The organism is Pseudoalteromonas citrea, assembly GCF_000238375.3.
GTDB lineage: Bacteria > Pseudomonadota > Gammaproteobacteria > Enterobacterales > Alteromonadaceae > Pseudoalteromonas > Pseudoalteromonas citrea.
Map to the genome: position 1 here is coordinate 98,606 of NZ_AHBZ03000023.1, position 19,386 is coordinate 117,991.

Annotated in this window: 15 protein-coding genes and 1 tRNA gene; 3 read left to right on the forward strand and 13 right to left on the reverse strand. The window is 43.0% G+C overall.

Translation table 11 applies throughout. The features are described 5' to 3' along the window. Positions 1-57: 57 nt before the first annotated feature. The 13 genes from rpsL to deoC all read right to left on the reverse strand — a co-directional run bounded on the left by rpsL (position 58) and on the right by deoC (position 15,227). Positions 58-432, reverse strand: coding sequence for a 30S ribosomal protein S12 (rpsL, locus tag PCIT_RS16580; RefSeq protein ID WP_010367657.1), 375 nt, complete (start codon positions 430-432; stop codon positions 58-60). A gap of 296 nt (positions 433-728) precedes the next feature. Continuing rightward, a complete protein-coding gene (locus PCIT_RS16585) occupies positions 729-1,259 on the reverse strand; it encodes a hypothetical protein (protein WP_010367655.1) in 531 nt (176 codons plus the stop codon). 186 nt (positions 1,260-1,445) lie between these two features. Next, entirely contained in the window at positions 1,446-1,751 is a 306-nt protein-coding gene (locus tag PCIT_RS16590; RefSeq protein ID WP_010367650.1) for a hypothetical protein, read from the reverse strand. A 273-nt stretch (positions 1,752-2,024) separates the two neighbouring features. Beyond that, positions 2,025-6,206, reverse strand: coding sequence for a DNA-directed RNA polymerase subunit beta' (gene rpoC, locus PCIT_RS16595; RefSeq protein ID WP_010367648.1), 4,182 nt, complete (start codon positions 6,204-6,206; stop codon positions 2,025-2,027). Positions 6,207-6,322: 116 nt separating this feature from the next. Beyond that, the gene (gene rpoB, locus PCIT_RS16600; RefSeq protein WP_010367647.1) at positions 6,323-10,348 is read right to left on the reverse strand and encodes a DNA-directed RNA polymerase subunit beta; all 4,026 of its coding nucleotides are present in this window, start codon (positions 10,346-10,348) and stop codon (positions 6,323-6,325) included. A gap of 263 nt (positions 10,349-10,611) precedes the next feature. After that, positions 10,612-10,974: a 50S ribosomal protein L7/L12 gene (gene rplL / locus PCIT_RS16605; protein ID WP_010367646.1), complete on the reverse strand. Its 363-nt coding sequence runs from the start codon at positions 10,972-10,974 to the stop codon at positions 10,612-10,614. Positions 10,975-11,045: 71 nt separating this feature from the next. Continuing rightward, a complete protein-coding gene (gene rplJ / locus PCIT_RS16610; protein WP_010367644.1) occupies positions 11,046-11,540 on the reverse strand; it encodes a 50S ribosomal protein L10 in 495 nt (164 codons plus the stop codon). Between the two features lie 339 nt (positions 11,541-11,879). Further along, positions 11,880-12,581 carry a 50S ribosomal protein L1 gene (gene rplA / locus PCIT_RS16615; protein ID WP_010367642.1) on the reverse strand — a complete coding sequence of 234 codons (702 nt, stop codon included), beginning with the start codon at positions 12,579-12,581 and terminating at the stop codon, positions 11,880-11,882. A gap of 4 nt (positions 12,582-12,585) precedes the next feature. Continuing rightward, positions 12,586-13,014: a 50S ribosomal protein L11 gene (gene rplK, locus PCIT_RS16620; RefSeq protein WP_010367640.1), complete on the reverse strand. Its 429-nt coding sequence runs from the start codon at positions 13,012-13,014 to the stop codon at positions 12,586-12,588. A 184-nt stretch (positions 13,015-13,198) separates the two neighbouring features. Further along, entirely contained in the window at positions 13,199-13,756 is a 558-nt protein-coding gene (gene nusG / locus PCIT_RS16625; protein WP_010367637.1) for a transcription termination/antitermination protein NusG, read from the reverse strand. 4 nt (positions 13,757-13,760) lie between these two features. Beyond that, positions 13,761-14,138, reverse strand: coding sequence for a preprotein translocase subunit SecE (gene secE, locus PCIT_RS16630; RefSeq protein WP_010367635.1), 378 nt, complete (start codon positions 14,136-14,138; stop codon positions 13,761-13,763). A gap of 137 nt (positions 14,139-14,275) precedes the next feature. Further along, positions 14,276-14,352 (reverse strand) — tRNA-Trp (locus PCIT_RS16635). Between the two features lie 131 nt (positions 14,353-14,483). Continuing rightward, positions 14,484-15,227, reverse strand: a complete 744-nt coding sequence (gene deoC / locus PCIT_RS16640; RefSeq protein WP_010367633.1) for a deoxyribose-phosphate aldolase — start codon at positions 15,225-15,227, stop codon at positions 14,484-14,486. 346 nt (positions 15,228-15,573) lie between these two features. Here deoC and cysG point away from each other — a divergent pair, with 346 nt between their 5' ends. The 3 genes from cysG to cysN are packed head-to-tail and all read left to right on the forward strand — an operon-like array spanning position 15,574 to position 19,359. Next, positions 15,574-16,995 (forward strand): siroheme synthase CysG, encoded by a 1,422-nt coding sequence (cysG, locus tag PCIT_RS16645; RefSeq protein WP_010367631.1) that lies wholly within the window; start codon positions 15,574-15,576, stop codon positions 16,993-16,995. 48 nt (positions 16,996-17,043) lie between these two features. Beyond that, entirely contained in the window at positions 17,044-17,943 is a 900-nt protein-coding gene (gene cysD / locus PCIT_RS16650) for a sulfate adenylyltransferase subunit CysD (protein WP_010367630.1), read from the forward strand. Continuing rightward, positions 17,944-19,359 carry a sulfate adenylyltransferase subunit CysN gene (cysN, locus tag PCIT_RS16655; protein WP_010367628.1) on the forward strand — a complete coding sequence of 472 codons (1,416 nt, stop codon included), beginning with the start codon at positions 17,944-17,946 and terminating at the stop codon, positions 19,357-19,359. It begins immediately after the preceding gene. Positions 19,360-19,386: the final 27 nt, after the last annotated feature.

Genomic DNA, 19,386 nt, shown 5'->3' on the forward strand with positions numbered 1-19,386 from the left:
AAAACAAATTATTTAAAAATTAAAACTTAAGTGCTTGGCCTTACTAACGGAGAACCATTAGCCCTTAGGGCGTTTTGCACCGTATTTAGAACGAGCCTGTCTACGGTCGTTTACGCCTGCACAGTCAAGTGCACCACGTACTGTGTGGAAACGCACACCTGGTAAATCTTTAACACGACCACCACGGATTAGGATTACACTGTGCTCTTGAAGGTTGTGACCTTCACCACCGATGTATGATGTAACTTCGAAACCGTTAGTTAAACGTACACGCGCTACTTTACGTAATGCTGAGTTTGGTTTCTTAGGTGTAGTTGTATATACGCGAGTACATACACCACGCTTTTGCGGACAAGCTTTAAGCGCGGCTGAGTTACTTTTAGTAACTTTGCTACGACGTGGCTTACGCACTAGCTGGTTAATAGTTGCCATTAAATAGCTCCTGATTAGTTAAAATTACTGCTGAAAAAAATAAAAAAATCTGACCCAACTTTTCATTCTAAGCTTTGAACGAATAAATGGGTGGCCGAATTTTAATGAGCAAAGTTTGAACTGTCAACAAAAAGCATCTGTTGAAGCAATAAGAATGGTGATAAAAGGGCAAACTCGCCCTTTTTTATACTTTTTTAGTAAAATCCTCTGCTCAAAGTCATATTTTAGTTATTAGATGTCAATGTACACTCGTGGCCCTATGCACCGTTTTCTTACGCTTATACTTGTTCAAAACTTTATTTTGACGTGCTATCGCTAAACTTGATTGACCCAGCAATTTGTTCAATGTCTTTGCCCTGTAAGGTTTCAATGGCAAACGACACTGTTTCACATGTAAGCTCATTCAGATTAATAAAAGCGTCTTGTATGTGGATCTTACTTTTTGTACTCGTTAGCTTTTCATTCGTAAATTCAAGCTGATCTGCAAACTTATTTAATATGACTTTATCATCACACGAAACCGTATAATTGAGTTCATGCGTAAACTCACTGTGCCATAGCTGTTTTATCGGACCAACACAGATATCTTCTTCCCACAAAGTGCAAACCGATTCTTGCCTTGATGAAAGCGTAGCATTCCCTTCAACATTTACATCTAACACGATCATCGACGCCGCAACATCAAATTCAGGCGTAAACGCCACACTATATTTTTCGTCGTCATTGGTCATATCTTCTATATTGAATGTTCGACTATATTCTATTGCTTGACTCCCCATGCTGGCTACTAACAAAATCGTGCTGCTCACTATCATTGATTTGTTCATAGCGTATTCTCCGAAGTCGCTCTCAGTCCATCTACTGCAATGGTGAAGTCAATATTCTCAACTCGAGTATAAAACTGTTTACTTAGATGCCCCTTTTTAACTACCTCAATTTTTATTTGTGTGCAAGCCTCCATATCATGTCTTAATTCATAAATATTTGGCATTGCGGGCACTGATGAACGATTCTTACGATACATCTGCACCGACAGGCACACCGTTACATGTCACTTTAGTCGTTAAACCAAAGTTTCCGGCGAACCATCTTGTCGATACCTTTCCTGCGATATCAAATAGCAAGGATAGTTGTGCTCCTGTGACATCCACTAACGCCACATACCCGACCACAGCTTCACGATTTGCATATGATTTGGTTATGGGTCTAAAGTCGTCTTTAGATAAAGTAAGAGGACCTTGAGAAACGCCCAGTGTATTCGCCTGAACACCACAAGAAAGTGCCAACAAAGACACTATGGGCAACAATTTTCTTTTCACTTTAATTTCCTTATTAACCGACACTTCATACAGTACGAAGTGCTAATATGTAACTTAGTTTCTCTCAATCAGCTTGCTGTTAAAATAACAAATTCACGAGCAATACCTTTGAGTATATTTCAAGTCCTTTTGCAATATATGTACCGATTACTGCTAATTACATGTGCCAATTCGCTTATTTTGCAACCAAAACACCGATATCCACGCACAAAAAAGCCGCCTTTCGGCGGCTTTAAAACCTAGTGGTATTTACATACCTAGCTGATAATGCACTTAGTCATTACCACCTAACAAGTCCGCATTAAGTGCATCTGTTAGTGCTTGAGTTGCCTCTTCTGCACTTACCGTCTGCTCTTCTACAGGCTGTTCAGCTTGCTTACGACGTGCCATACGCTCTTGGTGATAAGAGAAACCAGTACCCGCTGGGATCAAACGACCCACGATTACGTTTTCTTTCAGACCACGAAGTTCATCGCTCTTACCATTTACAGCAGCTTCAGTTAGGACACGTGTTGTCTCCTGGAACGAGGCAGCTGAAATGAACGATTCAGTCGCAAGTGATGCTTTAGTAATACCCATAAGTTGTATTTCAAACTTGGCTGGGATCTTACCTTGCTTTTCAAGTTCACGGTTCGAGATATTCACTCGTGCCACTTCAACTTGCTCACCGGCTAAGAACTCCGTATCACCACCGTCTAGGATGATACACTTACGTAGCATCTGACGGATGATTGTTTCGATGTGCTTATCGTTAATCTTTACACCCTGTAAACGATATACTTCTTGTACTTCGTTTACGATGTAATTAGACACATCAGTCACACCACGTAGACGTAAGATGTCGTGCGGAGACTCAGGACCATCGGCGATAACTTCACCTTTAGACACTGATTCACCTTCGAACACGTTAAGTTGACGCCATTTCGGGATCATCTCTTCGTAATGATCGCCTTCATCTGGTGTAATAACTAAACGCTTCTTACCTTTAGTCTCTTTACCGAAGCTAATAGTACCTGTGATCTCAGCAAGAATTGCTGGCTCTTTAGGCTTACGTGCTTCAAATAAGTCCGCAACGCGCGGTAGACCACCGGTGATATCTCGAGTTTTTGAACCTTCTTGTGGGATACGCGCTAGCGCTTGACCCGGTGCAGCAGTTGCACCATCAGAAATTTCAATTGTCGTGAATGATGGTAAACGAATTTCTTGTAGGCCACGCTCTTGGCTTTCAACAATAAGTTTAGGCTCTTTAGCGTTAACCTTAGAAAGGTCTTTAACAACAACACGTGTTAAACCAGTCAGGTCATCCGTTTGCGCTTCTGTATTGCTATCATCAATGTCTGAGAAAGACACTTTTGATTCATGCTCAAGAATGATTGGGTGACTATGCGGGTCCCATGTTGCAACAACATCGTTACCTTGAACTTCAGCACCGTCTTGGATTGTTAATACCGCACCGTAAGGTACTTTATAACGCTCTTTCTCACGGCCATGCTCATCAATAACAGTAATTTCTGTTGAACGTGAAGTAATAACGATTTTGCCATCAGTATTAAGTACATACTTAGCATTATGTAGCTTCATGCTACCGTTATTTTTAACTTGTACGCTGTTCTCTGCTGATGCTCTTGATGCAGCACCACCGATGTGGAATGTACGCATCGTAAGCTGTGTACCTGGCTCACCGATTGACTGAGCAGCGATAACACCCACTGACTCACCCGCATTGATGATGTGTCCACGTGCAAGGTCACGACCGTAACACTTAGCACATACACCGAAGTCGTTATCACAAGTGATAACAGAACGTACGCGTACTTCGTCAACTGAGTGCTCTTCTAGAAGGTCACACAGTTTTTCGTCAAGCATGATGTTACGCTCAACCAATACTTCGTCAGTACCAGGCTTAACAACATCTTCAGCAACTACACGACCTAATACACGTTCGCGTAGTGGCTCAACAACATCACCACCTTCGATAAGTGGTTTCATTGTTAGACCGTCTAATGTGCCACAGTCGTCATCATTGATAACCAAATCTTGTGCAACATCTACGAGACGACGAGTTAGGTAACCCGAGTTCGCTGTCTTAAGTGCTGTATCGGCTAGACCTTTACGCGCACCGTGCGTTGAGATGAAGTACTGTAGTACGTTTAGACCTTCACGGAAGTTAGCGGTGATCGGAGTCTCGATGATTGAACCATCTGGACGTGCCATTAGACCACGCATACCCGCTAGCTGACGGATCTGAGCGGCACTACCACGAGCACCAGAGTCTGCCATCATAAACACTGAGTTAAATGACGGTTGCTCTTCTTCTTCACCTTTAGCATTGATAACGGTGTCTTTCGACAAGTTTGCCATCATTTCACGTGATAAGTTTTCGTTAACACGTGACCAGATATCGATTACTTTGTTGTATTTCTCACCCGCAGTTACAAGACCAGATTGGAACTGTTGGTTGATTTCATTAACTTCTGCTTCTGCATTGTCAATGATTTCGGCTTTAACTGGTGGAATAACCAAGTCATTAATACCGATAGAAACACCAGACTTCATCGCATAATGGAAACCGGTATACATTACTTGGTCAGCAAAGATTACCGTATCTTTTAGACCTAAACGGCGATAACACTCGTTTAGAAGATTTGAAATCTGCTTTTTACCTAATGCTTTGTTGATAAGCTCAAACGGTAAGCCTTCAGGTAATACCAAAGAAAGTATTGCACGACCCACTGTCGTATCAATGATTTCTGTTACTTCAGAACGCTCGCCAGTTTCTTCATCAATGCGTGTTTCAGTAATACGTACTTTTACACGAGCATGAAGTTCAGCAGTACCTGTACGGTATGCTTTTTCTGCTTCTTTCTGATCTTTAAAGACAATGCCTTCACCTTTACCATTGATGCGATCACGCGTCATGTAGTAAAGACCCAATACAACGTCCTGTGAAGGTACGATGATTGGTTCACCGTTCGCTGGAGATAGGATGTTGTTTGTAGACATCATCAGCGCACGGGCTTCAATTTGAGCTTCGATTGTCAACGGTACGTGTACCGCCATTTGGTCACCATCGAAGTCGGCGTTATAGGCCGCACATACTAATGGGTGTAAATGGATTGCTTTACCTTCGATTAGTACCGGCTCAAAAGCCTGGATACCAAGACGGTGAAGTGTTGGTGCACGGTTAAGTAATACTGGGTGTTCACGGATCACTTCATCAAGTACGTCCCAAACCTCAGGTACTTCACGCTCAACCATCTTCTTGGCAGCTTTGATAGTCGTAGCCATGCCGCGACGCTCAAGTTTACCGTAGATAAATGGCTTAAATAGCTCTAATGCCATCTTCTTTGGAAGACCACACTGGTGAAGTTTAAGCGTAGGACCTACTGTGATTACAGAACGGCCTGAGTAATCTACACGCTTACCTAGTAAGTTTTGACGGAAACGACCTTGCTTACCTTTGATCATATCTGCAAGCGACTTAAGTGGACGCTTGTTAGAACCGGTAATTGCACGACCACGACGACCATTATCAAGTAGCGCATCAACCGCTTCTTGTAACATACGCTTTTCGTTACGTACGATAATGTCTGGTGCCGCTAAGTCTAGAAGACGCTTCAAACGGTTATTACGGTTAATAACACGACGGTATAAATCGTTCAGATCAGACGTCGCAAAACGTCCGCCATCTAGTGGTACTAGTGGACGAAGATCTGGTGGAAGAACCGGAAGCACGCTCATGATCATCCACTCAGGGTTGTTACCTGATTGGTGGAAAGATTCCATAAGCTTAAGACGCTTAGTGATTTTCTTACGCTTAGTCTCAGAGTTAATTGTTGGTAACTCTTCACGCATTTCTGCGATTAACTGACCAAGGTCAAGTTCACGAAGTAAGTCTAGTACTGCTTCAGCACCCATCTTAGCTTCGAACTCATCACCGTGCTCTTCTAATGCATCTAGGTATTCTTCTTCACCTAGTAGCTGACTACGCTCAAGCGTCGTCATACCTGGTTCAGTTACCACGAATGATTCGAAATAAAGTACACGCTCAATATCACGTAACGTCATGTCTAGCATTAAGCCAATACGAGACGGAAGTGATTTAAGGAACCAGATGTGAGCCACTGGGCTCGCTAGTTCAATGTGACCCATACGGTCACGGCGTACTTTGGTTAGCGTTACTTCAACGCCACATTTTTCACAGATCACACCACGGTGTTTTAAGCGCTTATATTTACCACATAAACACTCATAATCTTTCACTGGGCCGAAAATACGGGCACAGAATAAGCCATCACGCTCAGGCTTGAAAGTACGGTAGTTGATTGTCTCAGGTTTCTTTACTTCGCCGTAAGACCATGAACGAACCATGTCTGGTGAAGCAAGACCAATTCGAATCGCATCGAATTCTTCGGTCTTATTTTGTTGCTTCAGAAACTTAAGTAAGTCTTTCACCTTAGCTCTCCTGTCGGAGGTTAATCTTGAGGGCAAGCATTGCTCACCCCTACATTCTTTTAATCCGGCTACCCAATTATGGGGAACTGCCGCACCGTATTGATGCGGCTATCAGATTAGTGTTCTTCCAACTCGATGTTGATACCGAGTGAGCGGATCTCTTTGAGCAATACGTTGAATGACTCTGGCATACCCGGTTCCATCTTATGGTTACCGTCAACGATGTTTTTATACATCTTAGTACGACCGTTTACGTCATCCGACTTAACTGTCAACATTTCCTGAAGTGTATAGGCAGCACCGTATGCTTCTAATGCCCATACCTCCATCTCACCGAATCGCTGTCCACCGAACTGAGCTTTACCACCTAGTGGCTGCTGAGTTACTAAGCTGTAAGAACCAGTTGAACGTGCGTGCATCTTGTCATCAACCAAGTGGTTAAGCTTCAACATGTACATGTAACCTACAGTTACTTGACGTTCAAATGCATCACCAGTACGACCATCATAAAGCGTAACCTGACCGCTTGATGGGTATCCACCTAGCTCAAGTAGCTCTTTGATTTCGCTTTCTTTTGCACCATCAAATGCAGGTGTTGCAATTGGTAAACCACCTTTAAGGTTTACAGCTAAGCGTTGGACTTCATCATCAGAGAAGCTAGCAATATCTACCTTCTGACGACAATCACCGACTTCGTATGCTTTTTTGATGAATTCGCGCAATTCGTGAATTTCACGCTGCTCTTTCATCATTTCTTCAAGACGTTCACCGATACCACGTGCAGCAAGACCCATATGCGTTTCAAGGATCTGACCGATGTTCATTCGCGATGGTACACCCAGTGGGTTCAACACGATATCTACAGTACGACCTTTGTCATCATAAGGCATGTCTTCAACAGGTACGATGGTTGAGATAACACCTTTGTTACCGTGACGACCAGCCATTTTATCACCAGGCTGAATACGACGTTTAACGGCAAGGTAAACCTTAACAATCTTAAGTACACCAGGCTGCAAGTCATCACCTTGTGTGATCTTGCGGCGTTTGTTTTCAAACTTCTTGTCGTACTCGGCTTTAAGCTCGTCGTACTGTGCAGCTAACTGCTCTAGTTCAGACTGTTGACCTTCGTCAGCAAGGCTTTGCGTCAGCAACTTCTCAGTGCTTAGCTCTGCAATTTTGTCTTCACTGAAACCAGCTTGAACAAGTAAATTACGTGCACGGTTTAGTACACCACCTTCTAGGATCTTGAACTCTTCGTTGAAGTCTTTTTTCGCTTCACGAAGCTGCATGTCTTCAACTTCAAGTGCACGCTTATCTTTTTCAACGCCATCACGCGTGAATACTTGTACGTCGATGACAGTACCAGTTACAGAGTTTGGTACGCGTAGAGAGCTGTCTTTTACGTCAGACGCTTTCTCACCAAAGATTGCACGCAGTAGCTTCTCTTCAGGTGTTAGTTGTGTTTCACCTTTAGGGGTTACTTTACCAACTAGGATATCGCCGCCTTTTACTTCAGCACCGATATATACAACACCTGATTCATCAAGCTTACCTAACGCAGATTCACCTACGTTCGGAATATCTGCAGTGATTTCTTCTGGACCTAACTTAGTATCACGGGCAATACACTGTAGCTCTTGAATGTGGATAGTCGTTAGACGATCTTCTTCAACAACGCGCTCAGATAATAAAATCGAGTCTTCGAAGTTGTAACCATTCCAAGGCATGAATGCCACACGTAAGTTTTGACCTAGTGCTAAATCACCTAAATCTGTTGATGGACCATCTGCAAGTACATCACCACGTACAACCGGCTCACCAACCATACAAGTTGGTTTTTGGTTAATACAAGTATTTTGGTTTGAACGTGTGTATTTCGTTAAGTTATAGATGTCGATACCGGCTTCACCAGGTACACGCTCTTCTTCATTAACGTTTACAACGATACGGCTTGCATCAGCGTATTTCACTACACCGCCACGTTTTGCAACGATGGTTACACCTGAATCTTTCGCAAGTGTAAGTTCAATACCAGTACCTACTAACGGCTTATCTGCTTTTAACGTCGGAACTGCTTGACGTTGCATGTTTGAACCCATCAATGCACGGTTAGCATCATCGTGTTCAAGGAATGGGATAAGCGCTGCTGCCACAGAGATAACCTGCTGTGGAGATACGTCCATATATTGAATGTCAGCGCGACCCATAAAGGTTGATTCACCTTTGTGACGACACGGGATCTGCTCATCAATAAATTCGTTATTTTCGTCTAAGTTTGAGTTCGCCTGTGCGATTACAAACTGACCTTCCTCAATAGCAGAAAGGTAATCAACTTCATCAGTTACAACGCTATCGACAACTTTACGGTAAGGTGTTTCTAAGAAACCGTAGTCATTTGTACGCGCATACGTTGATAATGAGTTGATTAGACCGATGTTCGGGCCTTCCGGCGTTTCGATTGGACAAACACGACCATAGTGCGTTACGTGTACATCTCGCACTTCGAAGCCAGCACGTTCACGTGTCAAACCACCCGGACCTAATGCAGAAATACGACGCTTGTGCGTTACTTCTGAAAGCGGGTTGTTTTGGTCCATAAACTGAGAAAGCTGTGAAGAACCGAAGAACTCTTTAACTGCCGCAGAAATAGGCTTAGCATTAATAAGATCTTGAGGCATGATTGCATCAAGGTCACCAAGGCTTAAGCGTTCGCGCACAGCACGTTCTACACGTACAAGACCAACACGGAATTGGTTTTCAGCCATTTCACCAACAGAGCGAATACGACGGTTACCAAGGTGGTCGATATCATCTACTTCACCTTTACCATTTCTGATGTCGATTAATACCTTCATCACAGAAACAATATCAGTTTTGTCTAATGTACCCGGGCCTGTATCTGTATCGTAACCTACACGGCTGTTAAACTTCATACGACCAACAGTCGATAAGTCATAACGCTCTTCAGAGAAGAATAGGTTATCGAATAATGCTTCAGCAGCATCTTTCGTTGGCGGCTCATCTGGGCGCATCATACGGTAGATTTCTACCAATGCTTCTAGGCGGTTGCTTGTAGAATCAATGCGAACTGTATCAGAAATGTAAGCACCGCTGTCTACATCGTTGATGTACAGGGTATCGATCTTAGTATGGCCGGCTTTTACAAGCTCTGCCATCAACTCAAGAGATAACTCAGCATTTGCCTCAACAATTACTTCGCCTGTTGATGTATCAACGTAGTTTTTAGCAACCACACGACCTATGATGTACTCATGTGGTACTTCAAGGTGTTTGATTTCTTTCTTTTCAAGTGTTTTGATGTGGCGCGCAGTAACACGACGGCCCGCTTCAACTAACACTTCGCCTTCATCATCTTTAATATCAAATGCCGCTGTTTCACCACGAAGACGTGATGGTACTAGCTCCATTAATACTTTACCGTTAGCCACTTCAAATGCAGTGGTCTCGAAGAACATATCTAGAATTTCTTCGGTCGTGTACTCAAGTGCACGTAAGATGATTGACGCAGGTAATTTACGGCGACGGTCAATACGTACGTAAAGATTATCTTTTACGTCGAATTCAAAGTCTAACCATGAACCACGGTAAGGAATAACACGTGCATTATAAAGCACTTTACCAGACGAGTGTGACTTACCACGGTCGTTATCAAAGAATACACCAGGTGAACGGTGTAGCTGAGAAACGATTACACGCTCAGTACCATTGATAACAAAAGTACCGGTATCTGTCATGAGCGGGATTTCGCCCATATACACTTCTTGCTCTTTAATGTCTTTTACTGTGCCTGGCGCTTCTTTATCCATTAGCACAAGACGAAGTTTTACGCGAAGTGGAGCAGAAAAAGTCACACCGCGAATTTGACATTCTTTTACATCGAATACTGGCTCACCAATACGATAACTTACGTACTGTAGCTCAGAATTTCCCGAGTAGCTTTTGATTGGGAAAACAGAACGAAATGCTGCTTCCAAACCATGATCACCATCGGCGTCCGGATTCAAGAACTTTTTGAACGATTCTAACTGCGTAGACAGTAAGAAAGGTATGTCCAAAACTTGTGGACGTTTACCAAAATCCTTACGGATACGTTTCTTTTCAGAATAAGAGTAAGCCATGGGGTTCCTCAGCTTGCTGATCTTTGACCCAACCTGTTCTTGTATGAACAGACTTAACTGGCATCTAAGCCAGGATAACAACATCTAATTGTCACCCTATAAATCAACGCTATTGACAAAAATATAAGTCATTGAAAATAATGAAAAAATATAGAGGTTTTGCACTCAGCGAATATTTCACGCTATAGCGCAAAAGGGCCGGTGATTAAAAAATCACCAGCCCTTGCCTGATTTCTCAGACAGCGAACCTAGCAAAAGCTAGATTACTTGATCTCAACTTCAGCACCAGCTGCTTCAAGATCAGTTTTAAGTGCTTCAGCTTCTTCTTTAGAAACAGCTTCTTTCACTGGAGTTGGAGCAGCTTCAACAAGTGCTTTAGCTTCTTTAAGGCCTAGACCAGTTGCGCCACGTACTGCTTTGATAGAAGCAACTTTGTTAGCGCCAGCAGCAGTAAGGATAACGTCAAATTCAGTTTTCTCTTCTGCAGCTTCAGCAGCAGGACCAGCAACAACAGCAGCTGCTGCAGTTACACCGAACTTCTCTTCCATTGCTTCTACTAGTTCAACAACGTCCATTACTGACATTTCAGCAATTGCGTCAAGGATTTGGTCTTTAGTTACAGACATTTCAAATTTCCTAATTATTTACGAACCCATGTGGTTCAAAAAAATTTATTAAAGAAAGGAGCGGGCTTAAATTAAGCCGCTTGCTCAGCTTTCTGTACACGTACTGCTTCAATTGTTTTACACAATTTGCCAGCAGACGCTTCTTTCATAGCGCTCATTAAGCGTGCAACAGCTTCGTCGTATGTAGGTAGCTTAGCAAGCATATCTACGTCTACAACTTTACCTTCGAATGCAGCAGTCTTAAGCTCAAATTCTTCGTTCTTTTTCGCGAAATCAGCAAAGATACGCGCAGCAGCACCTGGGTGCTCTGAAGAGAAAGCGATAAGGCTTGGACCAACTAGTGATTCGTTTAGGCATTCGTAATCAGTGCCTTCAACAGCACGTTTAGCTAGCGTGTTACGGACAACCTTCATCCATACACCAGCTTCACGAGCTTCTTTACGAAGAGCAGTGATTGCACCTACTGTTACACCACGAGAATCAGCAACAACTGCTGATAGAGCACCTTTGGCAGCTTCGTTGACTTCAGCAACAATTGCTTTTTTGTCTTGAAGATTTAAAGCCATGGGTGTTACTCCTGGTTTATTGAAAAACATAATGTTTTTCAGTTCTACTCTACCCTGCAACTTTCGTTAGCAGAGATGCTTTTTACGGCGAGAGCCAGAAGATTAGGAAAAATCTAGCTGGGATTCACACCGTCTACGTAGGAATACTATTAAGACCCGAAAGCCTCCTACGGTCTTGGACGGAAGCACAATTTATCGCCTTGCAATAAAGCTTAACGAAATTATATGCTTCAACCCGAATTCTTTTATTGTTGATATTTTCACACGTGAATTTATCAACAAAATGGCGCGAAATTATAGTACAAATTTTACGCCATGTAAATGCTATTCTCTAAAAACTTATACTACTGTATTTAAAGTAGCTTGATCTAGAGCAACACCAGCACCCATAGTTGTAGAGATAGTTACCTTCTTAAGGTAAGCACCTTTTGCTTGTGAAGGCTTAGCCTTCTTAAGCGCTACAAGTAGAGATTCAAGGTTTTCTTGTAACTGAACAGCTGTGAAATCCACTTTACCGATAGTAGTGTGGATGATGCCGTTCTTGTCATTACGGTAGCGAACCTGACCAGCTTTAGCATTTTTAACTGCTTCTGCAACGTTAGGTGTTACAGTACCAGTTTTAGGGTTAGGCATAAGACCACGTGGACCTAGGATCTGACCTAGTTGACCAACAACGCGCATTGCATCTGGAGAAGCAACAACAACGTCAAAGTTCATTTCGCCTTTTTTAACTTGCTCAGCAAGTTCTTCCATGCCCACTAAATCAGCACCAGCTTCTTTAGCAGCATCAGCGTTTGCACCCTGAGTGAATACAGCAACGCGCACTTCACGACCAGTACCGTGTGGTAGTACCGTAGCACCACGAACGTTTTGGTCAGATTTACGTGCATCGATACCAAGGTTAACAGCAACGTCAACACTTTCAACGAACTTAGCTGTCGCTAGCTCTTTAAGAAGCGCAACTGCTTCGTTGATTTCGTAATCTTTAGTTACTTCCACTTTCTCGCGGATAGTACGCATACGTTTAGTAAGTTTAGCCATTATATTATCCCTCTACATCCAAGCCCATCGCACGCGCAGAACCTGCGATAGTGCGAACCGCTGCGTCTAAATCTGCAGCTGTAAGGTCAGGACGTTTAGTCTCAACGATCTCTTCAAGTTGAGCACGTGTAACAGTACCCACTTTCTCAGTGTTAGGACGGCCTGAACCAGACTTGATGCCAGCTGCTTTCTTAAGAAGGTAAGAAGCAGGTGGAGTTTTCATGTCGAACGTGAAAGAACGATCATTGTAAACTGAAATTACTACAGGAACTGGTGCGCCTTTTTCAATTGATTCTGTACGTGCGTTGAACGCTTTACAGAATTCCATGATGTTTACACCGTGTTGACCTAGTGCAGGACCTACTGGAGGACTTGGATTAGCCATACCAGCAGCAACTTGTAGCTTGATTAGAGCTTCAACTTTTTTAGCCATGATAATACCTCATTAGGTGGGTCTTAGCCTTGTGCGCGCGAGGACGCGTACTCAAGCGGCTTCCCAAATTAATAAAAAACTTTTTGCCCGCAACTTCCACACAAAGGTAAAAGCCCGAATACAAAAAGGCCGCTGATTATAAGTTAACCAGCGGCCTTTTTCAAGTAAGGTTATTAAAAATACCTTACTTATCTTTTTCTACTTGTCCAAAGTCTAAATCAACTGGTGTTGAACGACCAAAGATCAGAACAGACACTTTTACGCGGCTCTTCTCATAATCCACTTCTTCAACCACACCACTGAAGTCTGCAAATGGGCCATCGGTTACACGAACAACTTCACCCACTTCAAACAACGTTGCTGGTTTTGGCGCTTCAGCATTTTCTTGTAAGCGGTTAAGAATGCGGTCTGCTTCTTTTTTGCTTATTGGTGCTGGGCGGTCTGATGTACCGCCAATAAAGCCCATAACACGAGGCGTGCTGTTCACTAAGTGCCAGCTCGCATCGTTCATATCCATTTCTACAAGTACATAACCTGGGAAGAATTTACGTTCAGACTTACGCTTTTGACCAGCGCGCATCTCGACAACTTCTTCTGTTGGAACCAGTACTTCACCGAAGCTTTCTTCTAAACCTTCGATTTTAATATGCTCATTAATGGTTTGAGCTACGCGTTTTTCATATCCTGAAAACGCCTGAATTACGTACCAACGTAATTTCTTTTCTTTGTTCTCATCCGACATGGGATCAGATCTCCAATCCAGTTAAAAAGCCAACAACTCGGAATAACAGGCCATCTAGACCCCAAAGGATCAGCGCCATTATCACAGTCGCAATCATAACAATAAATGTTGTATGAGTCGTTTCTTGACGCGTTGGCCAAACAACCTTACGAACTTCAATGCGAGCTTCTTTTGCAAACGCAATGAAGGTGTTTCCTTTACCTGTAGTAGCAGCAATACCCAATGCTGCGGCAACTGCAACTACAACACCAACTGCACGTACTAACACTGACATATCAGCGTATAAATAGTTCCCTACTACCGCACCAGTCAGTAATGAGATTGCAACTAGCCATTTAACCATGTCCATCGAGTTTGACGGCGTTTCAACATTCGTGCTCATAATAAATTTACCTTAAATACAGACACAACAACCCTGCACCAAGGCAGGGTTAATCCATTAAATCCAAATGTATAAATAAGCGCTAATATGTAAGAAACCAACACCTTATTTTAGATTTGGACTCATCAATATATGAATGGCAGGGGCGGCAGGACTCGAACCCGCAACCATCGGTTTTGGAGACCGCTGTTCTACCAATTGGAACTACGCCCCTGCAAAGTGGACGCCCATTATACTGACGAACAAATTGAAAACAAGGGTAAAAGATATGCAAAAGCAAAATTCATTGCGCTAATTTCAAGTGGCAGTGTATTTTTTCACCAAAATACAGATTACCTTTGCTGATTAACCCTTATTTAAAATACGATACACATCGCTTAGCAGGCTCGACGCGCCAAATCGAAAGTGCTGACTATTTACCCAACTCGCACCCATGATATCTTCTGCCAAATAAATATATTGCTGGGCTTCTTCCACAGTCTTTACCCCGCCGGCAGCCTTAAAGCCCACATCTTTACCCGTTTTTTTAATGGTTTGGAGGATCACCCTTGCGGCATCGAGTGTTGCATTTACCGGCACTTTACCTGTGCTGGTTTTCACAAAGTCCGCACCAGCGAGTACCGCAATTTCGGTGGCTTGCTCAATAAGTACTGGATCTTCTAATTGCCCACTTTCAATGATGACTTTTAATACTGATTTATTTCGACACAATTGCTTAGTCGAGTGCACATATTGCCATGCTGTATCAGGGTCACCAGCCAACAACTGTTTATAAGGAAGCACTAAATCAATTTCATCAGCTCCTTCCGTTAGTGCTCGCTCTGTTTCTTGCAAAACGCCATCTATTGATTGCTCACCCTGAGGGAAGTTAGTGACGGTTGCTACATTTATTTGTTGCAGTTCTCGCGCTAATAACCGCTGTTTACCATGGGCCACAAATTGAGGAAATACACATATCGCAGCTGGTAAAGCATGATGCTGATCAATACCGTCAATCAAGTCGGTAATTTGCTGTACTGAATCATCATCGTTAAGTGACGTGAGGTCCATTAGTGTGAGTACTCGCTGAGCAAGTGCATATTCAGTCATAATAAAAATCCATTCATAATTATCTCATACTCAGTACAATGCATTACGCAGATGCACTACAGGACATATGTCCGCACAGCGATAAAGTTTGGAATGTTCGTAAAATTTGGCTCTTGCATAACTCATAACCAAACACTATAAGGCAAAACGACCGATAACAAACCCGTGTATAACCTTGTAAATTAAGCCTTAGGTCTAAATCACCAACCCCATATAACTTTTAGTTATAAGAATTTAGTTTAAATTCTTTTTTCATATGCTAGCGCCACTATATTCTGCTTACCTGCTAGCAACCAACAACCATTATGTTGGCTGAAGCACCACGAATTATAAAGGGGTTACCAACGTGCAATACTTACCAATATTTACCAAGCTTGATAATAAACCGGTGCTCGTCGTCGGTGGTGGTGAAGTTGCTCTGAGAAAATGCCGTGCTTTTTTAAAAGCCAGAGCATCAGTCACTCTGGTTGCACCTGATTTTTGTGATGAGCTACTCGAACATGAAAGCAATCAAGAAGTTGCCTTAATTGAAGCTTATTTCGAAGAGTCTCATTTAGATGGCAAAATGCTGGTCATTGCTGCAACAGATAATGAATCTGTTAATAACACCGTATTTGAATTAGCGAATAAGCGTAATGTCTTTGTCAACGTAGTTGATGACCAACCAAAGTGTACCTTTATCTTTCCTTCTATTGTTGATAGAGATCCAATCACGATTGCCATTTCCAGTGCCGGCACAGCACCGGTTTTAGCAAGACGTTTGCGAGAAAAACTCGAAACCCTTATTCCACAGCACATTGGTCCACTGGCAACCTTAGTGGGCAGCTTTAGAGATAACGTAAAAGCACGATTTAAGCACTTTGCTGACCGCCGACAATTTTGGGAAGGTGTATTCGACTCAAGCGTCGTAAGTAAAGTACAAGTTGGGGATACTCAAGGCGCAACGGCACAATTACACGAGATGCTGGACGCTAAGGCAGAGCCTGAAGGTGAAGTGTACGTCGTTGGCGCAGGTCCTGGAGATCCGGAGCTACTGACTCTAAAAGCATTACAGCTGATGCAACAAGCAGATGTTGTCGTTTATGACTACTTAGTGTCTGACGAAATCATGGATTTAGTACGTCGAGATGCTGACTTAATTTGTGTTGGAAAACGCTTGGGTAACCACAGTGTCAAACAAGAAGACACCAATAAGTTACTTGTTGATTTAGCTCAACAAGGTAAAAAAGTATGCCGTATCAAAGGCGGTGACCCTTTCATTTATGGTCGAGGCGGTGAAGAAGTTCAAGTACTCGCACAGCACGATGTGCGCTACCAAATTGTCCCGGGTATTACCGCTGCTGCAGGCTGTAGCGCCTATGCAGGTATTCCACTGACGCACCGAGATCACGCTCAAGCAATTCAGTTTGTCACTGGCCACTGTAAAAAGGATGGGCAAGAACTTGATTGGCCTTCTTTAGCAAAACCGAACCAAACTTTGGCCATTTATATGGGCGTGCTAAAATCGCCGCATATTCAAGCGCAGCTCATTAAATATGGACGTGATGCCAGTACTCCAGTAGCCATTATTGAAAATGGCACAAGAAAAGAACAACGTGTTGTGCGCACGCACCTTGGTGACTTAGCTCAGCAAATTGAGCAACATCATATTGTATCACCGGCTCTATTGATCATCGGTGAAGTCGCAGCATTACATGAACAGCTCGCATGGTTTGGCAGCTCAGCGCAAATAAGTAGCTTTGCACAGCCTTTAACTGATGTAGCATAAGCACATTTTTATAACGATTTTTTATTATTTTTAAGTAGGACGACGACAATGGCTTTAACACACCTTCAGCAACTTGAAGCTGAAAGTATAAAGATTATTCGCGAAGTCGCCGCTGAGTTTGAAAACCCAGTGATGCTTTACTCAATAGGTAAGGACTCTTCGGTACTTTTGCATTTAGCGCGTAAAGCGTTTTACCCAGCTAAAATTCCATTCCCACTATTACATGTGGATACGAATTGGAAGTTCCGTGAGATGATTGAGTTTCGTGATCGTCTTGCTAAAGAATATGGTTTTGATCTATTGATCCATAAAAACCCGGAAGGGATTGAAATGGGTATGGGCCCTTTTACTCATGGTTCAGCAAAGCACACTGACGTTATGAAGACGCAAGGTTTAAAACAAGCCCTAGATAAATACGGCTTTGATGCTGCATTTGGTGGTGCCCGCCGTGACGAAGAAAAGTCTCGTGCTAAAGAACGCGTTTACTCATTCCGCGACAAGCACCATCGTTGGGATCCAAAAAATCAACGTCCAGAGCTATGGAATACCTATAACAGCCAAGTTAACCCTGGCGAAAGTATTCGTGTATTCCCGCTGTCTAACTGGACTGAACTTGATATTTGGCAATACATCTATCAAGAAAACATCGACATGGTTCCTCTATACCTTGCCAAAGAACGCCCTGTGGTTGAACGTGATGGGACGCTTATCATGGTCGATGATGAACGTATGCCACTGGAAGAAGGTGAAGTGCCACAAATGAAGTCTGTGCGTTTCCGTACGCTAGGGTGCTATCCACTCACCGGAGCGGTTGAATCTACGGCCAGTACGCTAACAGAAATTATCGAAGAAATGCTACTGTCTACATCATCTGAACGTGAAGGCCGTGTCATTGACCATGACTCATCAGGGTCAATGGAGAAGAAAAAACGTGAGGGGTATTTCTAAATGACGACTGCAAATGAAGTAAAAGAACTCGGTATTGACGCTTACCTAGCACGCCAACAAGATAAAAGTTTGCTGCGCATGATGACCTGTGGCAGCGTAGACGACGGCAAATCAACATTAATAGGTCGTCTACTCCATGACAGCCACCAAATTTATGAAGATCAGCTTGCTGCACTACATAAAGACAATGAGAAAGTCGGTAATGCGGGTGAAGACTTAGATTTAGCGTTATTGGTCGATGGATTACAAGCTGAGCGTGAGCAAGGTATCACCATTGATGTAGCATATCGTTACTTCTCGACCACTAAGCGCAAATTTATTATTGCTGATACTCCTGGGCATGAGCAGTACACCCGTAATATGGTAACGGGTGCGTCTACCAGCGACTTGGCAATTATTTTGGTTGATGCCCGCTACGGTGTGCAAATTCAAACTAAACGCCATAGTTTTATCTGTGATTCACTGGGCATTACGCAATTTGTGGTTGCTATCAATAAAATGGATATTTGTGACTTTGACGAAGCAGTTTTTGAGCGTATCAAAGCACAATATTTACAGTTTGCTGAGCAGTTAAATGTGACGGATATTAAGTTCGTTCCAATGTCGGCACTTAAAGGTGACAACGTTGTAACTCGCTCAGAGCACACACCTTATTATACTGACAAGCCACTGCTAGAGTTATTAGAAGACTCACCCGCAGCCGCGGCAAACAACGACTTTGAAGCACGCTTCCCAGTCCAATATGTTGTGCGCCCTAACCTTGATTTTAGAGGCTTCCAAGGGACGTTAACTTCAGGTACATTAGAAGCTGGTCAAGCAGTAAAGGTATTACCTTCTGGTAAGCAATCAACTATTAAAGAGCTGGTTACATTTGACGGCAACTTAGATACAGCAGAAGCCGGCCAAGCATTTACTATCACCTTAAATGATGAAGTTGATATTAGCCGTGGTGATGTCATTGTCGCTGACAATTCAACTGCCGCTGCTACCAACCAAGTACAGGCTAAGTTAGTGTGGATGCATGAAGCACCACTCGTACTGGGTAAAAGCTATAACTTTAAGCTTGGCAGCAAAAATACCTCAGCAATAGTGAAAAAGATTGATTACACCATTGATGTCAATACACTTGAGCATGGATCAGCCGATAGCTTACAACTGAATGAAATTGCGGTTGTGACGCTTGAACTGACTGAAAGCATAGTGGCTGATAGTTACCGTAATAACCGTGACACGGGGTCGTTTATCCTGATCGATAGATTGTCTAACTTAACGGTTGGTGCAGGTATGGTAGAAGCATTGCTTAGTGAACAAACAGCAAACCAATCACAGTTCAGTGAATTTGAGGTTGAGTTTAATAGTCTTGTTCGTAAGCACTTCCCACACTGGCAAGCACTCGACATTTCAAAGTTAAAATAATGTCGCCATACCTGTTATTAGGAGCAT